Below are 21,555 nucleotides of genomic sequence, written 5' to 3'. Positions count from 1 at the left end.
CGCGCGTGGGCACGCATGCGTGCCCACCTTCACCCTACAAAACACTTCAAGCCGCAGGCGGTGGAAGCTCTGCCACTAAGCGGATTGATGCGGTGAGCTCTTCTAGCTGAAAGTGCGGGCGTAGAAATACCGTGGCGCGGTAAGAGCCGGGTTTGCCTGCTACTTCGGTCACGTCTACCCTTGCTTCTCGTAGCGGGTATTGCGCTTTGATTTCTTGCGGGGCGTTGTCGTTGATCAGCACGTAATCGGCGATCCAGTTGTTCAGATAACTCTGCACATTGTCACGCGTCATAAAGCTGCCGATCTTGTCGCGCATAATCACTTTGATGTAATGCGCAAAGCGCGATGCGGCGAGTACATAAGGCAGCATGCCGGAAATATTGGCATTGGCATTGGCTTGTGGCGTGTTGTAAACCTTGGGCTTATTGGTGGTTTGCCCACCAAAGAACACGGCTAGATCGGTGTTCTTTTTGTGGCAAAGCGCAATAAAGCCTAAGTCATTGAGCTCTTTCTCACGCCGATCGGTAATCGGTACTTCGGTAGGACATTTCAGTGTTTTATCGCCCGATGCGGTAGAGAAAGTATGCGATGGCAGGCCCGCCACAGCACCGCCGCCTTCCACTCCGCGAATCGCAGCACACCAGCCATAGAGTGAAAACGCATTGGTAATGCGCTGTGTGAGCGCCCATGCGGCATTGCCCCATAGATATTTGTTGGCCTCGGTGCCGTCTACGTCTTCAACGTAATTCATGCCTTCGGTTGGCAAAGTATCTGGGCCGTAAGGTAGGCGCAGCAAGACATGCGGCAGCACTAAGGACACATAGCGTGAGTCTTCGCTGGCTCTAAAGCTTTGCCATTTAATCAGCTCGCTGCTTTCAAATAATTTAGCCAAATCACGCGGCAGGCCTAGCTCGGCAAAGCTGGTCATATCAAATAGCTTAGGATTGGCTGCGGCAATAAAGGGGGCGTGTGCGGCGGCAGCTACATTGGATAGTTTTTCTAGCAGGGCAATATCCTGTGGGTGGCGGCCAAACTTATAGTCGCCCATCAGTACGCTAAATGGATGCCCGCCAAAGGTGCCATATTCTTCTTCGTAAATTTGTTTAAACAGGGCGCTTTGGTCAAATTCAACCGCTTTTTCTAGATCAGTTTGTAAGTCTTTGCGCGATACATTAAGTAAACGCAGCTTAAGACGCGTGCTGGTTTCGGTATTCATTACGAGGTAATGCAGGCCGCGCCATGAAGCTTCCAGCTCTTGCACATCGGGATGGTGCAAAATTTGATTGAGCTGGGTGCTGATCATTTTGTCGATATCGTCGATGCGATGGTTAATCATCGCCACCGTGTCTTTATTGATGGTCATGGCCCCATCAAGCACCTGAGTGGCAAATTCACCCAGTAAATCAATGGCATGGGGCTTTTGGCTATCATCCAGCGCCATCCGACCATCTTGAATGATTTTATCGAGCAGCCCTAGGGTAGCGGTTGATCCGCCTGCTGCTGGTGCAGCTTGTGTTTCTGGCATGGTGGTTCTCCAAAAGGTTTAAGCAGCAGGCGCGGGGACTGGCGTTTCAACAGGCAGGGCCGATTTAATTTCTTTTAGGCCTTCAGTATTGGCAACTACGTCTTGCAGTAATTTATCCAAGTCATCATTGCCATCTAGCTTGCCCAAAAGATCACGCAGACGCTGGCGGGCTTCAAATAGCTTTTTAAGCGGCGCAACTTTATTCACGATGCTGATCGGGTCGAAATGGTCAAAATCTTTGCTCTTAGGCACGGCATTTTTATCGTTGATATCTTGTGGTTCATAAAAATTAAGCTCGATATTGAGCTTGCTGCCGTCGCCAGCAATGGTGTTATCCACTTGAATGGCCAGACGCGGGTTGATCGATTCCAATACGTCGATAAAGTTATCTCGATCAATATTGATAAAGCGTCGATCGCTGAGCTTGGGAAGCTTTTCTTTGGGCTGACCAGATAGATCGGACAAAATGCCGACCACAAGAGGCAGCTCTTTTTTCTCGATTGCATTGCCAATTTCTACGTCGTAAGTAATTTGGACGCGGGGAGGGCGAACGCGATCTAGCTTGTGTTGTGTGCTTTCTGTCATGACGGCCTCATGCACGATGGATTGGGGTGTCTGTTGAATCTAGAAGACGATTCTTGTAATTGCAAATATTTAATTGGAAGTTTTAAGAAAGTTATTTCTATAATAAGCATCAGGCATTAATGTTATTTGCGTAAGCATACTCGAGGGTTTTGTGCGGGATTCTCAAAAACTATATCGCTGGGCCTGCTTACTGCTGCTTTGCATCGTGCTGGCTGGCTGTGGCTTGCTAAAGCCCTCGATCAAATTAAGCAGCGTGTCCTTTTCGGTGGCCTCCTTGGCCAATGAAGACACGCCTATCCCTATCGATTTAGTGGTGGTGGATGATGAAGAGCTGCTCAAACGCCTCTTAACTCTGTCTGCGGCGCAATGGTTTGAACAACGTGCTCAGTTACAACGCGATTTCCCCAAAGCACTGTTTGTTTGGAGCCGCGAGCTGGTGCCAGGGCAAAGATTGGATGTCGTTGATTCCCCATTAAAGGGCCAGCCAGGCTTGGCCGTATTGGTTTACGCCGCGTATAGCTCGCCAGGCATGCACCGATTACGTTTAGATCAGCAAAAGAGCGTGCTGCTGTATTTGGATAGCCAAGATGTACGTTGGGTGGCTGGGGATTGAGGTTTTAAAACGCTGGATAGCCAGGTCATGTTTTCATGTAGGGCGAGTGCAATTTGCCAGATTGAAGGCGCAAAACTAAAAATGGCGGGTTTCAGCCCTACAAAGGCTTAAATAATCAGGGGATAGCGTGGGTCAAATTCCAGAAGCAATTTGTTGGTTTGAGGGCATGCAGCTTTTGCCGCAGCACTTTCAACAGCAGTCTTTGCGCGCCGAAACGCTGGCTGCGCAGTATGCCCTTACCGCGCAGCCCTATTTCTGGGGCGTGCTTAATCTGGAGATTGATGAGGCGGCTTTAATCAGCGGCAAATTACGCGTGTTGGCACTAGAGGCCATTTTGCCCGATGGCTTATGGGTATGCCTACAGCCTGGGGTGCATCCTCCTTTAGAACTGGATTTAAAAGCCCCCATCATGGCCGAGCCTAATCGGCTGGCGACGTTTTATATCGTAGTGCCACCGTTGTATCGAGCGGGCGAGCTGGATCGTAGTGGTCGGCGCTATCGTTCGGTGCTGGGTAAAGATATTCCTGATTTAGTCAGTAAAGAATCACCCGCTTCGCTCACTTTATTGCAGCCCAATCTTACGCTGGCTAGTGAGCAGCAGTGTGCCGATGGGGTGTGCTTGCCTTTGCTGCGGGTGGAAGAAGTAGCAGGTGGTTTTGCCAAAGTGCTTTATTTTGCGCCACAGCCGCGGGTTTGGCCGGAATCGCTATTGGGGATGCAAATTGCTCATTTATGTAAAAACATCGGTGAAAAATGTGTGTTTTTGGCTGGGCGTTTAAGGCTGGCACAGCAGGCCAATAATGAGGGCGATATGGCACGGCTTAATCGCCAGTTGGCGGCGCTTTGGGCCAGATTACCTGAGCTAAAAAGTGCCTTGGATAGCCGCGTGGCTCACCCTAGTACTTTGTATCAAATTCTATGCGGCGCGGCGGGCTCGGTATGTGGCTTGAACCCTATCGCGGGCGTGCCTGCTTTTCGTGCTTTTAATTATCAAGAATTACTGGGCTGTTTTGAGGAGGTGATTGGCTTTATCTCGCAGGCCATTGCCCAGATTCGCGTGGGCTATGCGCGTTATCCCTTTAAGCACGAAGGCACAGATTTTATGATTATGCCGCCCGCTACATTAAAAGACAGTGGGCAATGGGTGATGGGATTGCGCATGCCCAATGGTATGGCTGAAGAAGCGGCGGGGTCGTGGCTTAAAAATGCGGTCATTGCCTCCTTATCTTTGGTTGAAACTTTACAAAAACAAAGAATGCAGGGTGTGGCTTATCGCCAGCTAGATAGACAAGAGCAGGCGAGTTATAGCGTGGGCGAAGACACGCGTTTATTTATGCTGTATGAGTTTTCTGGCTGGATTAAGCCGGATGAGCTCTTATATATTGCCGCCGCCAGCAATGATGCTGGGCCACTCAGCATCGAGCTATTTGCGCCTGAGGCCGATGATATTCCGGTGCTGAGCGAGGCCAAAAATGGCTGATTTCACCCGCCAGTCGCTGCCTTTAAAGCAGGCTTTTTGCCAAGTTTGGGAGGAGTGGCTTTTGCTCTCTCCCAGCCTTTTAACCAGCGCAGAGCCCAAAGAAAGCTTGGTGCAACGCATGGTTGAAGAAACCAGCATCTTGGCCAAGCGGGTGTATCGATCAGTGGTGATGCAAGCGGGCGTGGCCAGCGCCAAAGATGCGCAAACCATGCAATACGCGTTTGTGGCTTTGCTCGATGAAGTGCTGCTCTTTAGCGATTGGAGTGGGCAGAGCAGTTGGCAGCTTACCCCCTTGGAGTTTCGCTTATTTGGCACCCGCACGGCAGGTGAATCGCTGCCTGATGACATCGAGCAAATGCTGGCAAGGCAAGACCCTAGCGAGCGTGATTTGGCCGCTGTTTATTTAATGACGCTGGTGTTGGGGTTTCGCGGCCGCCTGCGTATGAATCCTAGCCAATATGGTGAGTGGTGTAAGGCCTTATTTGCCCAAGTTTATCAGCGTGAGCCAGATCATCATCGGCTGGGAGCCGTGTTAGAAGGGGAGAGCATGAGCCAGCCCTTGCAGCTAAGTGAGCGAAAAATGCTACCCGATGGGTTTAGGCTGGGCTTGATGATTGCTGGTTTGCTGCTGGTGATGCTGGTGCTTAGCCAGCTATTTTGGCGGGATATTTATCTGAGTATTGAATTGGCTCACCCAGCACTGAGTGAGGCTAAGCCGTGAAGCTGCTGATTATCTTGCTGATTATTGTTGTATTACTGCTGCTTTGGTTTGTGCTTAGCAAGATGGATCGTCTTGGACGTGGCTTTATTGATTCAGTTAAAAAAATGGAAAAAGACAGTGGCATTGAGGGGCGCTATCAAGTGCCTTGGCTGCTGCTCTTGGGCGATGATCAAAAAAGTGCGGAGGCTTTATGCCGCGCTTGGCAATTAAAAAGTGAGGAAAAAACTGCGTGGTTTGGGCGTTTTTGGTATGCCAGCGATGCCGTAGTATTGCTTCCTCCGCACGATATTTTTATGCAGGCCGATGGCGCATTAGCCGCCTTATCGTCGTGGAGACGTTTATTGGGGGCTTTGCTGAGGGTGCGCGGGCAAAGGCCAATCGACGCGGTGATCTGGGCTATTTCTGCCGAGCGTTTACAGGCTAAGGGCGAGGTTTTACAAGCTGAAATTATGCTGTGTAAGCAGTTTCAAGATGCACAACAAAAACTAGGGCAAACCCTGCCGGTGTATTGGTTGATTACCGGCTTGCAAGAGATGGCGGGCGGTAAAGAGCTGATTGAATCTTTGCCAGATCAGGCGCAAGACTGTGCTTTGGGTTGGTCTTCTACCTTGCCTCTGGCCAGCACCTATCAGCGTGAATGCTTGGATAAAGCCATCAGCCAGCTACAAAACCAGCTTGGCGATTGTATCGGTGAAATTGGTGCATTAAATGGCGGCGTCAGCGATGCGTTGTTTTTACTGCCACGGCAGTTTGATGCGCTACGCGCACCTTTACAGGCTTTAGGCGATGCCGCCTTCCAAAGCAATGCGCTGGGTGATGCGCCGGTGCTGCGTGGGCTGTATTTTGTGGGCGCTTATCAGCCGCCGCAAGACGATATGGATGGCTTTGCCCCTGTCGGCTCCCAAGTCACAGAAACGCCTATTTTTGCTGCGCGCTTATTACGTCAACGCATCGCCGCTGAACGGGGCTTGGCGCAGCCTATCGTGCGGATTATGTCTTTGCGTCAACGTTGGCATCGCTATGCTTGTATTGGCATGGGCGTATTTTGTGCGGTTTGGTTATTGGCCATGGTGTGGATTTGGCAGAATGAGCGCCAAGAAGCAATCACGCTGAATCACCTTTTAAGCGAGCTTGGATCAGGACAAAGTGAGGTGCAAACCGAGGATGATCCTGCCAGCCAAGCGGCGTCTGGCCTGTGGAGTGTGTTAACTAATGCACCACGTTTGCACTTTGCGAGTTTTGTGTTTCCAGGCGCTTGGTTTTCTTCTTTTGATCAGGATTTGGATAAAAAAGTCGCCAGTTTATTTAAAACTCAGTGGTTCGCTTCGCTCTACGATCAGTTGCAAATAGATTTAGCCCTCTTGCAGGCTGAAGGTACAAATAGCGATATAACGAGTGGCGATAGCACCAGCAGCCCAGAGAATTGGCCGCGTTATGTGAGTGCGCAGCGCTTGATGCAGCAGGCCAGTTTGCTTGAGCAAGATGTAATCTTATATAACCGCGCATTAAGGGGTGGGAGCGATGCTTTAAGCAGCATGGCTAATTTAAGTAATCGGCTGTGGGAAACAGATTTCCACCCAGATCGCTTGCATTTAAGGGCCAAGCTTGAAAATGTATTACAGCAATATGCTCCTGAAATGGGGAAGCTGATTCGCTTACAAGATGTGGCTAAAGAAACCGAGCAGCACTTTGCTGAGCTAATGAAGCGCTGGCTGGATCGTTTGTATGCCGATACCACTTTCACAGAAATGGCCGACAACGTACAAACGCACTTAACCGAGCTGCAAAGTGATAATCGCAATAGCTATGCCGAGCTAGATACGCTGCAGCGACAAATTGCACTGCTCAGAAGGTTGATTGCGGCGAGCAATAGTGCATGGAGTAGCGCCTCAGGCCAAGACTTAGTGCCAGGTTATAGCGCTTTATTAAATCATGCCCGATCGAGCAGCTTTGTTGGTAAAGAGGTTGTGCAGCAGATTGAAGCGCATGCCAGTAGTGTGCGCAAAGCGTTTCAAGAGCGCTGGTCTAATCAAGACTCATCCCTTACGGCGCAAGGCGCGGTAGGGATTAGAGAAGAGGTGGTGCAGTTGCAAAGCGCCATTCATTATTTACTGGAGCAAGATTTTGTGGTGCAGGCGCGCTCTGCAAGCCTTAAAGCCGCGGTGCTTGGCAGCTTAAAAGGGATGAATGCAGAAACACTCAATACCGCGATGGAAAACTACCAAAGCAGACAGCATTATCAGGCGCAAATCTTGCCGAAAGTACCGGATTTATATCGTTCTGCCCTCGGCGATTTAGCCAGCAAGAGCACGGCTATCACCATGTGGCATATCTTAGGAGGGCTCGTTGCCGATGAGGCTCAGAGCCGTGCGGATGATAGTTTAGATGGCTTGATCCATGCCGCGCCCGCGATAAGCGTCGCCTTTATCGACCTAGGGCGCAGTGATTTATCGAATGAGCTAAATAGAGAAATCACCGAAAGGGCGTTGCAAAGCCTGCGCCAAGCCGATGCTCAGTTAGCAGAATTAGCGCTGTATCAGCCCAAGCAAGCCACGTTTTCTTGGTGGGATGGCAAAAAAAATGCCAGCTACAAGGCCTTTAAGGCCAGTAACCCACTTGAGCTACAGCAGTATTTAGCACGGCAATTAGAGCAGCTTGCCAGCGTGGCGATCAATCAAGGCATGGTGCTGGAGTGGCTGGCGGCGCACCCCAAAGGCGTGCCGGTGAAAGATATGCAAATGATTATGCGTTGGCGCAGCTTGGCGCTGGATCTGAAAAAATTTAAAGAAAAAGCCCCTGATAGTGGTGTCATACTTTTAGCTCAGCTGATTAGTAAAGAGCTGAATGAGATGGATGTAAACACCTGCCACAGCGTCTTGCAGCAGCTGGAACTACCTGCGGGGCCTGGGTATTTCTTTGAGCGGGCACAGCGTTTAGTTAATCTAGCCAATGAGCGCTGCACCGGCCTACGGGCACAAAGCAGTGCTTATGCTTGGCAGCAGCTAGCCCCCTACTTTAATCAGTACCTAGCAGGGCGTTTCCCTTTTGCCGCCAATACCGGCGCTGCCGATGCGGATGTGGAAAGAGTCAGTGTATTGATGCGCCTGATTGACAGCTATTTGCCCATTGCCCTAGCTGGGGTTGACGAGGGAGATGCAGCAAATATGCAGGCAGCACGGCTGTATTTACAAGGCCTGCAAAATGCGCGTGAGCTTTTAGGGCCACTATTATTACGTGGCACCGTTGAGCAGCCACAGCCCTTGGGCGTGGATATTGATGTGCAATGGCGCAGTGATAAAGACAAAGAGCAGGGCGCAGATCAGGTGATTGAATGGAGCTTAGGCCTTGGTGCGCAACGCTTACGCTATCCGCAAGGAGAGCGAGCAAAATTGCGCTGGTTGCTTGGTCAGCCGGTCACGTTTGCTTTGCGCTGGGCCAAAGATTCGCCACGCCTGCCAGCGGAAGATGCCTTGCAGTCCGATCTGATGGTGAGCGAGCAAACGGCCGAGTGGCGCTATGGCGGCGCATGGTCTTTGCTGCGCTTTTTGCGTAATCATCAAGCGCCAGCGGGCATGGTATTTCAAGATGAATTTGCTTATCCAGCGCTGCTGTTTAGCCTGCCCATTCATGGCCCAAGCAAAGATAACCCACACGCGCAAATGTTTGCTCGCTTTGGGATTAGCGCCGTTGGGGCAAAAACGCTATTGCCGCTGCATTTAATCAATGCCCTGCCGCTCAAAGCCCCAGCCTCACCCTTTAGGCAAATCACCATGCCGGATTCAAAAACTGTGGCGGAGCTAAAATGAGTGAAGAGTTAGTGCCAAGTGGCCTAATGGGCGGCGTTGAGTCGCTATTGCAGCCAATTTCTAATGAATCGCCTTGCGGCATGTCGATCCGTTATGAGACGGAATACGACGTGCTGCGTGAAGCCAAGCGTGAAGACGATACCAGCTTGCCCACCGGTATTTGGCAATCTGAAGTAAAGCGCGGCGATTGGTCTACGGTTGAAAAACTAGGTCGGCAGATCTTACAAATGCGCAGCAAAGATTTAACCGTAGCCGTTTGGCTAGGCGAGGCATGGATACATCGGCGGGGGATTGAAGGCTTGAATGCCGCGCTGTGTTTATTATCTGAGCTATGCAAACGCTATTGGGAGAGCATTTATCCATTGCCAAGCGATGGTGATATGAGCTTTAGAACTGGCCCCCTTGCTTGGGGAGTGCATTCCTTTAGCACAATACTGCTCTCTAGAATGCCCATGCCGGTGCTGGATCAGCGTAGCGAGTTAGATTCATTTACCTTGGCAGATTGGCGCGTATTACAGAGGCAGCTAGGGCTAGATCAAGGCAAATCAACCAGCAAGGCTTCGCAGCTACTGTTGGATGCGGCCGTTAAGAAAACACAAAAAATAAATGAAGTGGTGCGAGGGGCAGATGTGCGCATTCTGCATAGTGCGTATGAGTTTATTGTGCAGGGTATCGTGCACTTGTCCGCACTAGCACAAGATTGTGATGAAAAAATGGGCAACGACGCACCCACGTTTAAATCCCTGCTCGTTCTGATGCAAGAATACGACGGAATTTTAAAAGATTGGTTGGCGATGCATCCTCAGCCCATCCCTGTTGTTCCCGAGTTAGTTTTACCTTCACCCGCAGAGAAAAAACCAACGATGGAAGCGCTCCCTTTCAGCCAGCCCCGTAGCCGAGAAGAGGCCTACCGACAATTACAATTGATTGCCGATTACCTCGCCAAAACCGAGCCCCACAGCCCCGTGCCTTACTTAATTTATCGTAGTGTGGAGTGGGGTAATAAACCTTTAAGAGATCTTTTGGCCGAGTTGATTTCTAGTGATGCAGAAGCTAGAAAATTATGGACCTTGATGGGGGTGTTGCCTTGATTAATATTGAAAGTAATCTTGCGCTTTAAGCAGATTTAATTATCGAAGCTGCCAAAAAACGCCTCACTCTGCTGGGCTCAGGGGAGGTAAAAAACACCGGCGCAATCGTAATGCTGTTCACTTAAGGTGTTGGTTTTGCTTCCCCCTTTTACAAAGGGGAACTTAATAACAATTTAGAAAGTCATGTTTTTATGAAATTAGGCTATATTTTTAGCCATTTTTACACTGCATCTTTGGTGAACGCATTTTCCTGAAGATGACATTTCTTTCTAAACGCTTAGTAATAGCAATTTGTTTTTACAGTGAGCCATCATTAAATTAATAGGCTAAGCCACGTAAAGTGGCTTTTATTATGTAAATCTGCTCCGTATGTCCTTGACATTAGTACTGCCAAATTTTAAGCTATATTAGTGTTTAATGATTTATTGGTTGCAGGATAAAATATTAATGAAAAAGGTATTGATTGGAATGTTGGTGGCAGTCGTTTCTGTTGCAACCTTTGCTGAAGAAAGCGTGGCTAAAGCCGAAACAACGGCTAAAAGCCGGATCAGAGTCTTTGGTCAAAACGGCGCAGGGGCAAGGATATATCCAGGGTTAAGCTGTGTGAAATCTGCATGGAGTAGTGATGGAATTGTTGTTTCAGGTGGTATGGGGCAGGCCTTTTCATCTTTTGTCGGCATGGTTTCTAATCTTAGCCTTGGTATGGCAGAAACAGAAAGTAGCCGAAATTTAAGCAGCAAGGACGGTGTTTTATCTAAAGCATATTATCAAGAGCATGAAATTGCAGCAGATCAGCCGGCTAGTTTGGCATTAAGCTTTAACGATGTAAGCTCGTTTTATATTGCTAATGGCGTGTCATTTAGCACGGTAAGCCGCCGCTGCGGTGGTAATGTGACATTTACCCCGCAAGCAGGAATAGATTACGAGGTTGGTTTTACTTGGGCGGGTAAAAAATGCAGCATCGTTATTAATCAGCTGATTAGCCAGGATGGAAATACCGAATTACACCCGGTTCCGCAAACAGTAGCTCCAGCGTGCTAATTGTAGATTTTAATTTTTAGAAAACACGCAATAGCTTCGACTAAAAAGCCGCCATAGCGAACTATGGCGGCTTTTTAGTTTTTAAAGCTGATTAATCAGCAATTATTTCAATACAGTCAATCCACCCATATAGGCGTGTAATGCCTTAGGCACGGTGATGCTGCCATCGGCGTTTTGATAGTTTTCTAGCACCGCTACTAAGGTGCGGCCAACCGCCAGCCCAGAGCCATTTAAGGTGTGAACCAGCTCGTTCTTGCCTTGCTCGTTTTTAAAACGGGCTTGCATACGGCGGGCTTGGAATGCGCCCATGCTGGAGCAGCTAGAAATTTCACGGTAAGTGTTTTGTGCAGGTAGCCATACTTCTAAGTCATAGGTTTTTTGCGCGCCAAAGCCCATATCACCCGTGCATAGATTCACTTTGCGGTAAGGTAACTCTAGCTTTTGCAAGATCGCTTCTGCGTGACCTGTCAGAATTTCTAGGGTGCTTAAAGATTCGTCGGGGTGAACGATTTGTACTAGCTCAACTTTATCAAATTGATGCTGACGAATCATGCCGCGCACGTCATGGCCATAAGCGCCTGCTTCAGAACGAAAGCATGGGGTGTGGGCGGTAAATTTCAGCGGTAGTTCTTCTGCTTTAACAATGGTGTCGCGTACAAAGTTGGTCACCGACACCTCGGCCGTAGGGATCAGATACAGCGGCTCTGCGCCTGGGCGGTTTACTTTAAACAGATCTTCTTCAAATTTAGGCAGTTGCCCCGTGCCCATTAAGCTGGCAGCGTTGACTAAATAAGGGGTGTAGGCCTCGGTATAGCCATGCTCGCTGGTGTGGGTGTCCAGCATAAACTGGGCCAGTGCACGGTGCAGGCGTGCAATGCCGCCTTTGAGTGCGGTAAAACGTGCGCCAGATAATTTGCTACCCGTTTCAAAATCAAGACCTAGCGGGCCGCCTAAATCAACGTGGTCTTTAATTTCAAAATCAAAGACACGGGGTGTTCCCCAGCGCAGTACTTCTTCGTTTTCTGTTTCGTCTTTACCTACTGGCACGGATTCGTGCGGCAGATTAGGCATGGCAAATAACATATCGTTTATTTTGTCTTGCAGGCTGGCTAAAGCTGTTTCAGCAGCTTTTAATTCATCACCCAAGTTGGCAACATCGGCCATGATGGCGGAAACGTCTTCGCCTTTTGCTTTAGCTTGGCCGATCAGCTTGGAGCTGGCATTACGCTTGGCTTGTAAGTCTTGGGTGCTGGTTTGTAGCTGCTTACGCTCATTTTCTAGCGCTGAAAAAGCCTCTACATCCAGAATGAACTTACGGCTGGCAAGGCGGGCTGCAACGTTTTCTAGGTCGGTACGGAGGAGATTGATATCGAGCATAATCGTCGTCTTTTTGTTTCATTGAATAGTTGATAGTTTACACGGCTGGCAAGCGCTTAAAAACCTTAAATCTTAAGCCAAATCTAGAAAGCCTATATTTAATAGCGGCAGCAGGTAGCAGGGGAGGCAATAAATGCTGGGTTATTCTGCTATATATGGGCACAAATGGGGCGCATAGTTAATCACTTAGGGGGCTGTTTGCTACGCCCTGATTAAATAGAGCGCAACAAGCAGCGCCCCTAAGGCAACGCTAATTTATTCAGTTTCGTCATCCCCGCTAAAAATACTCAGGGACGACGATTTGATCAGCGATTCCCGAGATTTGTGTACGGGCTGCTGCAACTGCATAACGGCAAATATTTTAATCCAAGCTTAAAGTTGTTTTATCTAGTTCAATCGCTGCATCTAATGTGGCAAGTAACTCTTGGCGTACTTTTAGCTTGGTGTTTTTGTGCGCCTTCATGCTGATTTTTTTAAGTGATTGAGCGACGGCTAAGGCGCTGATGGCTAGCGCTTCAGGGGCTACCAGTATATCTAAAAAGCCAGCGGCTAAAGCGCCTTCTGGGGTAAACATCTCCCCATTGACCACCGAGCGTTGAAACGCTGCAGGGCTAAGGCGATTGCGTGCGATTTCTATGCCGGTATGTGGCATGGTCATGCCAATTTGTACTTCATTTAAGCCAATGCTAAATGGCCCATTTACGCCGATGCGGTAATCCGCAGAAAGTAATAAAAAAGCGCCTTTAGCAATCGCATGCCCTGGGCAAGCCACAATAACAGGGTAGGGGTGGGCAAGAAGACGGCGGCTGAGCATGGAGCCTGCCGTAACTAAAGGAATCGCGTTATCTAAGCCTGAAGTCATCACTTTTAAATCGTAGCCAGCGGATAGCAGCCCTGTATGAGTTGTAATCAATACCACGGCTTGATCTTGCTCGGCTTGATCGAGCGCTTGATTAAAGGCTGCAATCACCTCCATGGAGATGGCATTAACCTTGCCATTGGCTAAAACCAGCGTAGCAATACCATCTTCTAATTGGTAGGTAACAAGTGAATTCATGGTTGGCTCATATCTAAAGGGTGAGTGCAGACCTTAGCGGCTATGGATAACTGGGTAAAGTGGGGTTAGCCCGCTTGCAATGCTGTAATAATAATTTACAAAAAATATCACAAAGATGACGTGAATATTTCAGCATGCTTTTGTGTTTGTTTTTATTGTCAGGGAGTGTGGTAGATATCACTCATAAATTTCTTTTTAAGCTTATCTAATATAAATAATTTATGACGTAAAACTAATAATTTTTGAGTGTTTTCCCCCCTCTTTGCTGAATTTAATGGGTGTAAAAATACATGCTCAGCTATTAAAAAGGCATAAAAATGCTTGGGTTTTTTAAAATTTGGCCTAGGAAAAACCCTAGTCGATGAATGGATGTTTTGAAAATGGCTTACTTATTATGCCGTAAGTATATTTTCTGTTTATGCCTTGTGTTTAAGTTGTTGTGCTATCTCATTGATTAAGTTGATATAAGTTATTTTACTTATGGTCGTGATATTTATTTAGTGGAAAGAAGGAAATTGCAAGTTTGCCTGTAAGCGGCTCAAGTTAGGAATATCCCTAGCTTGCTGGTGGTTTTTTGATTTGCATCAACACTTGAGCACAAAGAGCTAAAGAATTACTTCTACATAGCACTCTTGATTGGTTACATATCGTTACATTAACATTATTCACCTATGTTAATTTTTACCTAGCGAAAGCCGTGTAAACAAAAATCGGCATGCAGGGCGAGAGGGTTCACTTCTTAGTGAGCTTCATTTGTAAGTCTAAAAATCAGGGGGCTTTCATGAAAGCAAAACAACTAGCAGTAGCAATTGCACTCATTGGCGCTGGCGCGACTCTTAATGTGCATGCTGAAGAAAAAGTAAATAAAGTTGAGCGCGTTGAAGTAACGGGTTCGAGTATCAAGCGGATTAAGAAAGAAGGTTCAACCGCTGTAGAAACTGTGAATCGCAAAGCGATTGAAAAAACGGGTGCTACTACTGTCCAAGAGCTGGTTAAGAACATTACAGCAGTTGATTTTTTTGATTATGGTGATCAAAAAGCCAACTCCCCAACAAGCTCTGGCGCTTCAAATATTAAAATGCGTGGCTTGAGTGAAACAGATGTGTTGGTTTTGATGAATGGTCGTCGTATCCCTACGGCTGCATTTACTGATGTAAGTGGGGCAGGGGCTGCGGTTGATATTAATATGATTCCGCTTTCTGCTATTGAGCGTGTAGAAGTATTGAAGGATGGCGGTTCTGCAATCTATGGTTCAGACGCGGTTGCAGGTGTAGTGAACTTTATTACTAAAAAGAACTATCAAGGTGGTGAAATTCGCGGTGGGTTGGGCCAATCTAGCCGCGGAGATGGCACTGAAAAAACCTTTGGCATGACTGGCGGTTATGGTGATCTTGAAGAACAAGGGTTCAATGTTTTAGCTACGTTTGATGTACTCAAGCGTGAAGCAATCTATGCAAAAGACAGGGATATGACCAAGTCTAATGATTTTAGACGTTTTGGTGGATCAGACGACCGTAGTGATTATTCGCCCTACGGTAACCTATTGAATGATGATGGCGATATTGTCGGGACGGTTAAGGCAGGCTGCCCAGCAGAGTCGCAAGTTGGAAAAGGGTGTAAGTACGATCCTCTGGCATCATTACTAACGATTAACAATGCCGCGGATCGAGTTGGTGGAATGTTGCAAGGTAGCGTAAAAGTTACTGACAATATTACGGCAATGGTTCAGGGTTTCTATTCTAAGTCAACAGACCATTTTGAAGCTCATCCCGTTCCCGATATATTTTTAACGAAAGATGGCAAAGAATACTTGGGTCGATTTATGCAGGCTGGCCCGCGGACAACGGATCGTGAGTCTACGTTATCTCAATTGACCGCTGGTTTGGATGGAAGCACTGGGGGCTTTGACTGGAGTGTTTCTGCTGGATATGGTGTAAGTAGATCAACTAATCAAGATAGCAACTATTTGCATGCAGTGAAGTATAAGCAAAATAAGGACAAGATTGACGCCACAGTAACGACTAATGATCAAGCGTTAGTTGATAGCATTAAAGTGACCCCGCTGCGTGAAGCTGAAAATAAACAATCTTTCTTGAATGCGAAGGTTAGTGGTGAGACGGGTCTTGTTTTAGATGGCGGAGCAGTTGCGTTTGCTGTTGGTGTGAGTTTGGTTAAAGAATCATTAGTTGATACCCCTGATCTATTAACTCAGGCAGGTTTGGTTAAGGGATCTATTAAACAAGCGGCTACAGATGTTTCTCGTACAGGAAAAGGATTGTTTGCTGAATTAGCAATTCCGGTTACTAAATCTTTGGAGTTTCAAGCTGCTGCCCGTTACGATCAGTATGAATCAGAGTCGCATGTGTCTCCACGATTGGCTGTTCGTTTTCAGCCTATCCCTGAGCTAATGTTGCGCTCATCATTCTCGGAAAGTTTCCGTATGCCTTCGCTTAAGCAAATTAGTGAAAATCCTTCGGAAGGAGCATATAAATTTTCGGGTGAAGATTGTAAGTACATAAATAAACCTGATACTTGCAATGTAAGTGGTTATACGCAAACAAAAGGGAATGCTAATTTAAAACCTGAAATTGGTAATTCATTCAATTTCGGTGCAGTAGTTGATGTGGGTGTATTTAGCGGTAGTCTTGACTGGTGGTTAATGAAGAAAGATGATGTTATCACTACGCCAACAGAATCAGAGGCACTAGCTGCAGGGCAATGGTTTATTCGGGATAAACAGCCAATTGTGTATAAACAATTGATGAATCGCGGTAAATTTGAGTCTTCTGGTATTGATACTGATTTGAGAGTCCGTCTGCCGCTGGATATTGCTACAGTTACTTTCTCAAATAGTAACTCTTACTACCTGTATAGCAAATCAACAAATGCAGCAGGGGATATGGAGGATGGGCTGGATGTGATGATCAATGGCACTCCTACTCCAGTTTGGCGCAATACATTCCGTGTTGATATTGAAAAAGCAGGTTGGTCGGGTGGTGCGGCTATTCTTTCCACAGCTGGTTTTAAAGATTCAAAAGTAAGTGTTGATGATAAAGCCAATTACGATCCAGATACTAAGCGTGTTGATGCTTTTACCGAGGTTGACCTGAATCTTAGCTACACAGGGTTTAAGGGCTTAAAGCTTGATTTTACAGTGAAAAATGCGCTGGATGCTGAGCCTCCATTCTCTAATGTTGGTACAACATTCCAGTATCCTGGTTTTGCACCAATTTATAGCGCACGTGGTCGTTTCTACACTTTAGGTGCTAAGTATTCCTTTTAAGTGAGTATCCCCTTGTGTACTAGCAATACAGTAGGGGTATTTCTAGTTATTTGGATATTGCTTTTGACGCTTAATCTAAGCATATAAAGTAAAAGCTTATAAAAGATCGCTTGCCTGTGATATTGTATTTGTCATGGGTGAGTTGATCTTTTTAAGTGGTATCTTCTTTTTTGAAAATAAATTTAAAATCAAAGTGTGAATTCATATATAAATGAAGGCATTTCTTTAAATTGATGATTTATATGGCTTTTATTTTCAAGATTTATTTTGAAAAATAAGAGAAAACCCTAGTGAATTTTTTTTATTGACTAGAGTATGTTAAGCATATTGCTGCTTAATGATTAATTAAGTTTTTTACGAAACATTTTTTAAGGAGAGCATAGTGGAAGCTTTTGGCCAGAACGCACGAGATCGTCGTGCAGTGGGCTTGGCTGGAGTGGCTGCCTTGCATGTGCTCGTTGTCTACGCGCTAGTTACAGGTTTGGGCAAGGATTTGGTCAAGGTTATTCAGCAGAAAGTTGAAGTGGCTGTGATTAGCGAGCCGCCACCACCGCCACCGCCGCCACCGCCGCCAAAAATTGAAAAAGTAGTGAAGGATACCGCGCCTCCACCTCCGCAACAGCAGCCTGCTTATGTGCCACCGCCCGTGGTTGCGCCGACCACCCAGTCAACTAATACGATTCAAGCAACATCAGAAGCAAAAGCACCTTCGGCTCCGGCAGTACCGCAAGCTACAGCCGCTCCTGCCCCTGTTGGCCCTATTTCAACTGCAGGGAATTGCTCTAAATTTGGTGGTTTAGAATATCCACGTAAAGCGCTGGGTGAAGACATTAGTGGCGTTGTCACCCTTGTTTATAAAACTAACGCCGAAGGGAAACTGAGCGAAATCATCAGCTCTAAGTTTTCTAGTGGAATTCCAATGTCTTTTCGCAGTCAGTTTTTGCAAGCAGCTAAGCAATCTTTGCAAGGCAATCACTGCAAAGCGGATACGACTTTTGAGCAAGAGCTTTCTTTCAAACTTGAATCTGAATAATTAAGTCCCTCACTTTAACGAATGGAGTAAATCATGGCTAAGTTCTCCCGCCAATTCTTTATGTTTGCAGCTGCTGCAGCTGCATGTGCTTTGCCAGTTTTGGCGAATACCACTGAAGCCGTTGCCAATCCATATGGCATCGACGCTTTGTGGGCCCAAGGTGACTTTGTAGCCAAAGGGACTTTAGTTATTTTGCTGACCATGTCGGCAGCCACATGGTATGTGTCGATTGTTAAAGTTTTAGATCAACGCCGTTTAATTAAAATTGGCCGTGATTTGCTTAAAGCGCGTGGCCCAGAGCTGCTCACTAAAGCAAAAGCGCTGAAAGATGATGGTATTTATAGCTCAGTAGCGCACGCTGGTTCACAAGCGGCCAGTGAGCACAACGGCGAATTAAGCAAAAACGTAGACCTGAATACTTGGGTATCTATGGCAACCTACGATGCGGCTGATCATGCTGCAAGCAAGATGCAAGCAGGCATGTCGGTGATTGCAACCGTTGGTTCTACCGCACCATTCGTGGGTCTGTTTGGTACTGTATGGGGTATTTACCACGCGCTGACAGCAATTGGTATCTCTGGCCAAGCGTCTATCGATAAAGTGGCTGGCCCAGTGGGCGAATCACTGATCATGACTGCGATTGGTCTGGCTGTAGCTGTTCCTGCGGTACTGGGGTACAACTGGTTGGTTCGTCGCAACAAGCTGGTGGTAGAAATGGTTCACACTGTTGCTGCTCGCTTGCACACAAATTTACTCAGCACACCTAAGTAATCATCATGAGATATCTGAGGCCAGGACAAAGGGCATCTAGCCACGATGAAGATGAGGTCATGTCTGCCATCAATACCACGCCTTTGGTGGATGTGATGTTGGTACTGCTCATTATCTTTTTGATCACTATTCCTGTTGTGACGCAAACCATTAAATTGACTTTGCCAAAGGAAATGAATATTCCTACCCAAACCAAGCCTGAGAACATTATTTTAGGCGTGGATGAGAAAAGTAATATTTATTGGAATATCAGCCAAGTGAAGTCAGATGAAGAATTGCTGGCGCGTTTGGTGAAAGTTGCAAAAATGGATCCTCAACCGGAAGTCCATATTCGCGGCGATATGTCTTCTAAATATAGCTCGGTAGGGCGGATTGTATTAGCGGTACAAAGAGCAGGTATTGTAAAGATTGCTTTTATTACCGAGCCACCAGCAAGAAATTAATAGCTTTAAGATGGCAGAGGCGGGCTAAGCCCCGCCTCTGATATGCAAAGCATCCCTGTGGAGAGCAATTATGGGAATGAACGTTGGCGGTAATGATGACGATATGATGATGGAAATCAACACCACGCCATTGATTGACGTGATGTTGGTGCTATTAATTATGTTGATTATCACCATTCCAATTCAAACACACGCTGTTAAATTGGATATGCCGGTTAATTCGCCTTCTAAGCCAACTGAAAAGCCAGAAGTGGTCCAGATTGATATTAATAGCAGCAATGTTATTTCTTGGGCGGGTACTCCTTTGGCTAATCGTGCGGAATTAGAAAAAAATCTTGAAGCCGCCGCACAAAAAGCAGTTCAACCAGAGTTTCATATTCGCCCTGATAAAGACGCAAACTATGAAGCGGTAGCAATGGTATTGGCTAGCTCACAGCGTTTGGGTGTTAAAAAGATTGGTATTGTTGGTCACGAACAGTTTATTCAGTAAAAAAAGCTAGGTGTGTCTTCACACCTAGCTGTTCTGCATTATCCAAATAAAAATTAAGCACAAGATTTTTTATAAATGGCGGCTTGCATTTTGTATGCGCGGCTTCGTGTCTATTTTAAATATCAAATTACATCAAATAAAAATCACAGGGGCTGTAATGAATAAATTAGCGATATGTATTAGTGTCTTGTTTGCATCGGCGCCCCTGTATGCCGCGCAAAGTGGCGCATTATTGTTGCCTAATGCAGAACAAATGGTGCAATTTTGCCAGCAAGGTATTGATCAAGCTAAGAGCAAAATAACAAAATTAGAAAAATTACCGTTAAATAAGGTAAATGCAGCCAATACCTTGGCCGAGTGGGATAGGATTAACCAATTGGCAGATAAAATTGGTGGCCCCGCTGGTTTATTATCAGAAGTTAGCCCCGATAGCGCTGTACGTGCAACGGCAGATGCGTGCAATTTGAAAATGTCGGCTTTAATGAATGATGTTTTACAAAGTGAAGCTTTATATAGCCGCTTTAAAGCACTTAAGCCCAAAGACGCAATTGATACTGAAGCACGTGCTGATATCCTAAATAATTTTGAAGACCGTGGCGTAAATCTGCCCAAAGCTAAGCGTGCCGAATTGCTGGCGATCTTTAATAAAATCGAAAAACTGCAACAGGATTTTTCGCGCAATATGCGTGATAATCAGGCCAAGATTAGCTTTAGCGCCGCTGAATTAACAGGTGTTGCCGCTCGTTTTTTAGAAACAGCAAAAAAAGATGCGGCAGGGCAGTATGTATTGGGCTTTGATTACCCAGAAATTGATGCGGTAATGGGCTATGCAGAATCAGAAACAACGCGTGAGCGCTACTATATTGCGCGGATGAAAATTGGTGGTGCAGCCAATTTGCAAATCTTAAAAGAAGTGGTGCAATTACGCCAACAGCTGGCTGATTTAACCGGCTATCCAAGCTACGCTGCCTTTGCTATGCGTAATAAAATGGCGGCCACCCCCGAGGCCGTAAATACTTTCCTGAGTGACGTGCAATCGCGCGTGAGCGAGCTAGAAAAATCCGACATTGAAGAGCTGCGCCAAGAAAAAGCCCGCTTTACTGGCAAGGCAGATAGCCAGCTCAAGCGCTGGGATGTCGCATTTTATGAAGAGCAACTAAAAGCCAGCCGCTATCAACTCGATCAAAAACAAGTGCGTGAGCAGTTTCCAACTGAGCCAACGATTGCTTGGATGATGAATGTTACCGGCACTTTATATGGCGTGGAATTTCGCCCTAATGCTGCTTTAAAAACCTGGCATAGCGATGTGCGCGCTTACGATGTATTTGATAAAGCCAGCCAAAAATACCTTTCCAGTTTTTATCTTGATTTATTCCCACGTGATGGTAAATACAAGCACGCAGCCGCTTTTCCTGTGCGTGGTGTAAGCGTGCTGAGTGGGCAAACTCCTGTAAGCGTACTGGTTACCAACTTTAGCCGTGAAGGTTTTAATCAGGATGAATTAGAAACGCTATTTCATGAGTTTGGCCATGTGATGCACGGCGTGCTGTCTAAAACCCGTTACAGCATGCAGGCTGGCACATCGGTTAAGCGTGACTTTGTTGAGGCCCCATCACAAATGTACGAAGAATGGGCGCGCCGCCCAGAAGCTGAAGCACTTTTTAATGATACCTGCGCTAGTTGCAAACCGATTGATCCAAAATTGATTGCAAAAATGGATGACGCCCGCCGCTTTGGCCGAGGCCTTAAATACGCTCGCCAAGTGCTGTACTCTGCATTTGATATGGCTTTAGCGGCTAAAAATGCCGGTGATCCACTCGTGCTCTGGCAAACCATGGAAGCTAAAACCCCGCTGGGCTATGTGGCCGGCACTGAATTCCCTGGTACGTTTGGTCATATCGTTGGCGGCTATGCGGCAGGCTATTACGGCTATATGTGGTCTGAAGTATTGGCATTAGATATGTTATCGGCCTATGGCAACAATGTAATGGATGTAAAACAGGGCAAACGCTACCGTGAATTGATTTTAGAAAATGGCGGCCAACGCCCCGCTATGCAATTAGTTGAAGAATTTATCGGCCGCAAGCCCAATGCCGATGCATTTTTTCAAGAAATCAGTGGTCAGCGTGGTGCAAAGCAGGCGCTTAAGTAAATAGGGATTTGCAGGGCGGCTTAGTGCCTGCCCTGCTTTTGATTTTGGTGGGTTTTTTATTCAAAAGATAAATCTGCTTGCCATGTA

General features: G+C 46.8%; 16 protein-coding genes. 12 read left to right on the top strand and 4 right to left on the bottom strand.

All coding sequences use genetic code 11. The features are described 5' to 3' along the window. Positions 1-46 precede the first annotated feature (46 nt). Together tssC and tssB are read right to left on the bottom strand one after the other, a co-directional pair. Positions 47-1,525 carry a type VI secretion system contractile sheath large subunit gene (gene tssC, locus Q0R17_RS19505; protein ID WP_293938129.1) on the bottom strand — a complete coding sequence of 493 codons (1,479 nt, stop codon included), beginning with the start codon at positions 1,523-1,525 and terminating at the stop codon, positions 47-49. An 18-nt stretch (positions 1,526-1,543) separates the two neighbouring features. Next, on the bottom strand, positions 1,544-2,110 hold the full coding sequence (tssB, locus tag Q0R17_RS19500) for a type VI secretion system contractile sheath small subunit (RefSeq protein WP_293938127.1): 567 nt from the start codon (positions 2,108-2,110) through the stop codon (positions 1,544-1,546). Positions 2,111-2,261: 151 nt separating this feature from the next. On the opposite strand from tssB, the gene Q0R17_RS19495 reads away from it, so the two are divergent. From Q0R17_RS19495 to Q0R17_RS19470, 6 genes are all read left to right on the top strand, one after another. Then, a complete protein-coding gene (locus Q0R17_RS19495) occupies positions 2,262-2,723 on the top strand; it encodes a hypothetical protein (RefSeq protein WP_293938125.1) in 462 nt (153 codons plus the stop codon). A gap of 127 nt (positions 2,724-2,850) precedes the next feature. Beyond that, entirely contained in the window at positions 2,851-4,203 is a 1,353-nt protein-coding gene (gene tssK, locus Q0R17_RS19490; protein WP_293938123.1) for a type VI secretion system baseplate subunit TssK, read from the top strand. Next, on the top strand, positions 4,196-4,924 hold the full coding sequence (locus Q0R17_RS19485; RefSeq protein WP_293938121.1) for a DotU family type IV/VI secretion system protein: 729 nt from the start codon (positions 4,196-4,198) through the stop codon (positions 4,922-4,924). The genes tssK and Q0R17_RS19485 overlap by 8 nt, the downstream gene beginning before the upstream one ends. Continuing rightward, positions 4,921-8,730, top strand: coding sequence for a type VI secretion system protein (locus tag Q0R17_RS19480; RefSeq protein WP_293938119.1), 3,810 nt, complete (start codon positions 4,921-4,923; stop codon positions 8,728-8,730). The genes Q0R17_RS19485 and Q0R17_RS19480 overlap by 4 nt, the downstream gene beginning before the upstream one ends. Then, positions 8,727-9,821 (top strand): type VI secretion system protein TssA, encoded by a 1,095-nt coding sequence (tssA, locus tag Q0R17_RS19475; protein ID WP_293938117.1) that lies wholly within the window; start codon positions 8,727-8,729, stop codon positions 9,819-9,821. The genes Q0R17_RS19480 and tssA overlap by 4 nt, the downstream gene beginning before the upstream one ends. Positions 9,822-10,268: 447 nt before the next feature. Then, on the top strand, positions 10,269-10,862 hold the full coding sequence (locus Q0R17_RS19470) for a hypothetical protein (RefSeq protein WP_293938115.1): 594 nt from the start codon (positions 10,269-10,271) through the stop codon (positions 10,860-10,862). Between the two features lie 102 nt (positions 10,863-10,964). Here the strand turns inward: Q0R17_RS19470 and serS are convergent, their stop codons facing one another. Further along, a complete protein-coding gene (gene serS / locus Q0R17_RS19465) occupies positions 10,965-12,239 on the bottom strand; it encodes a serine--tRNA ligase (RefSeq protein WP_293938113.1) in 1,275 nt (424 codons plus the stop codon). Between the two features lie 361 nt (positions 12,240-12,600). Next, positions 12,601-13,296 carry a crotonase/enoyl-CoA hydratase family protein gene (locus Q0R17_RS19460; protein WP_293938112.1) on the bottom strand — a complete coding sequence of 232 codons (696 nt, stop codon included), beginning with the start codon at positions 13,294-13,296 and terminating at the stop codon, positions 12,601-12,603. A 781-nt stretch (positions 13,297-14,077) separates the two neighbouring features. Between Q0R17_RS19460 and Q0R17_RS19455 the strand changes: the two genes are divergently transcribed. The 6 genes from Q0R17_RS19455 to Q0R17_RS19430 all read left to right on the top strand — a co-directional run bounded on the left by Q0R17_RS19455 (position 14,078) and on the right by Q0R17_RS19430 (position 21,468). Next, positions 14,078-16,579 (top strand): TonB-dependent siderophore receptor, encoded by a 2,502-nt coding sequence (locus Q0R17_RS19455; RefSeq protein WP_293938110.1) that lies wholly within the window; start codon positions 14,078-14,080, stop codon positions 16,577-16,579. Positions 16,580-16,961: 382 nt separating this feature from the next. Further along, the gene (locus tag Q0R17_RS19450; protein ID WP_293938108.1) at positions 16,962-17,612 is read left to right on the top strand and encodes a hypothetical protein; all 651 of its coding nucleotides are present in this window, start codon (positions 16,962-16,964) and stop codon (positions 17,610-17,612) included. A 33-nt stretch (positions 17,613-17,645) separates the two neighbouring features. Further along, on the top strand, positions 17,646-18,383 hold the full coding sequence (locus Q0R17_RS19445; protein WP_293938106.1) for a MotA/TolQ/ExbB proton channel family protein: 738 nt from the start codon (positions 17,646-17,648) through the stop codon (positions 18,381-18,383). Between the two features lie 59 nt (positions 18,384-18,442). Further along, the gene (locus Q0R17_RS19440) at positions 18,443-18,826 is read left to right on the top strand and encodes a biopolymer transporter ExbD (RefSeq protein ID WP_293938104.1); all 384 of its coding nucleotides are present in this window, start codon (positions 18,443-18,445) and stop codon (positions 18,824-18,826) included. 70 nt (positions 18,827-18,896) lie between these two features. Continuing rightward, a complete protein-coding gene (locus tag Q0R17_RS19435; protein WP_293938102.1) occupies positions 18,897-19,316 on the top strand; it encodes a biopolymer transporter ExbD in 420 nt (139 codons plus the stop codon). A gap of 157 nt (positions 19,317-19,473) precedes the next feature. Further along, positions 19,474-21,468 (top strand): M3 family metallopeptidase, encoded by a 1,995-nt coding sequence (locus tag Q0R17_RS19430; protein WP_293938100.1) that lies wholly within the window; start codon positions 19,474-19,476, stop codon positions 21,466-21,468. The last annotated feature ends 87 nt before the right edge of the window (positions 21,469-21,555 follow it).

The sequence above is a fragment of the Iodobacter sp. genome (assembly GCF_025352645.1).
Lineage (GTDB): Bacteria > Pseudomonadota > Gammaproteobacteria > Burkholderiales > Chitinibacteraceae > Iodobacter.
The sequence above is the reverse complement of the archived record's forward strand: the minus strand, read 5'-3'. Positions and strand labels throughout refer to the sequence as shown.

Coding starts and splice junctions, on each gene's coding strand:
- tssC (WP_293938129.1), bottom strand. CDS start 1,525: ATGCCAGAAACACAAGCTGCACCAGCAGCAGGCGGATCAACCGCTACC.
- Q0R17_RS19455 (WP_293938110.1), top strand. CDS start 14,078: ATGAAAGCAAAACAACTAGCAGTAGCAATTGCACTCATTGGCGCTGGC.
- Q0R17_RS19470 (WP_293938115.1), top strand. CDS start 10,269: ATGAAAAAGGTATTGATTGGAATGTTGGTGGCAGTCGTTTCTGTTGCA.
- Q0R17_RS19430 (WP_293938100.1), top strand. CDS start 19,474: ATGAATAAATTAGCGATATGTATTAGTGTCTTGTTTGCATCGGCGCCC.
- Q0R17_RS19440 (WP_293938104.1), top strand. CDS start 18,443: ATGTCTGCCATCAATACCACGCCTTTGGTGGATGTGATGTTGGTACTG.
- Q0R17_RS19445 (WP_293938106.1), top strand. CDS start 17,646: ATGGCTAAGTTCTCCCGCCAATTCTTTATGTTTGCAGCTGCTGCAGCT.
- serS (WP_293938113.1), bottom strand. CDS start 12,239: ATGCTCGATATCAATCTCCTCCGTACCGACCTAGAAAACGTTGCAGCC.
- Q0R17_RS19485 (WP_293938121.1), top strand. CDS start 4,196: ATGGCTGATTTCACCCGCCAGTCGCTGCCTTTAAAGCAGGCTTTTTGC.
- Q0R17_RS19435 (WP_293938102.1), top strand. CDS start 18,897: ATGGGAATGAACGTTGGCGGTAATGATGACGATATGATGATGGAAATC.
- Q0R17_RS19460 (WP_293938112.1), bottom strand. CDS start 13,296: ATGAATTCACTTGTTACCTACCAATTAGAAGATGGTATTGCTACGCTG.
- tssA (WP_293938117.1), top strand. CDS start 8,727: ATGAGTGAAGAGTTAGTGCCAAGTGGCCTAATGGGCGGCGTTGAGTCG.
- tssB (WP_293938127.1), bottom strand. CDS start 2,110: ATGACAGAAAGCACACAACACAAGCTAGATCGCGTTCGCCCTCCCCGC.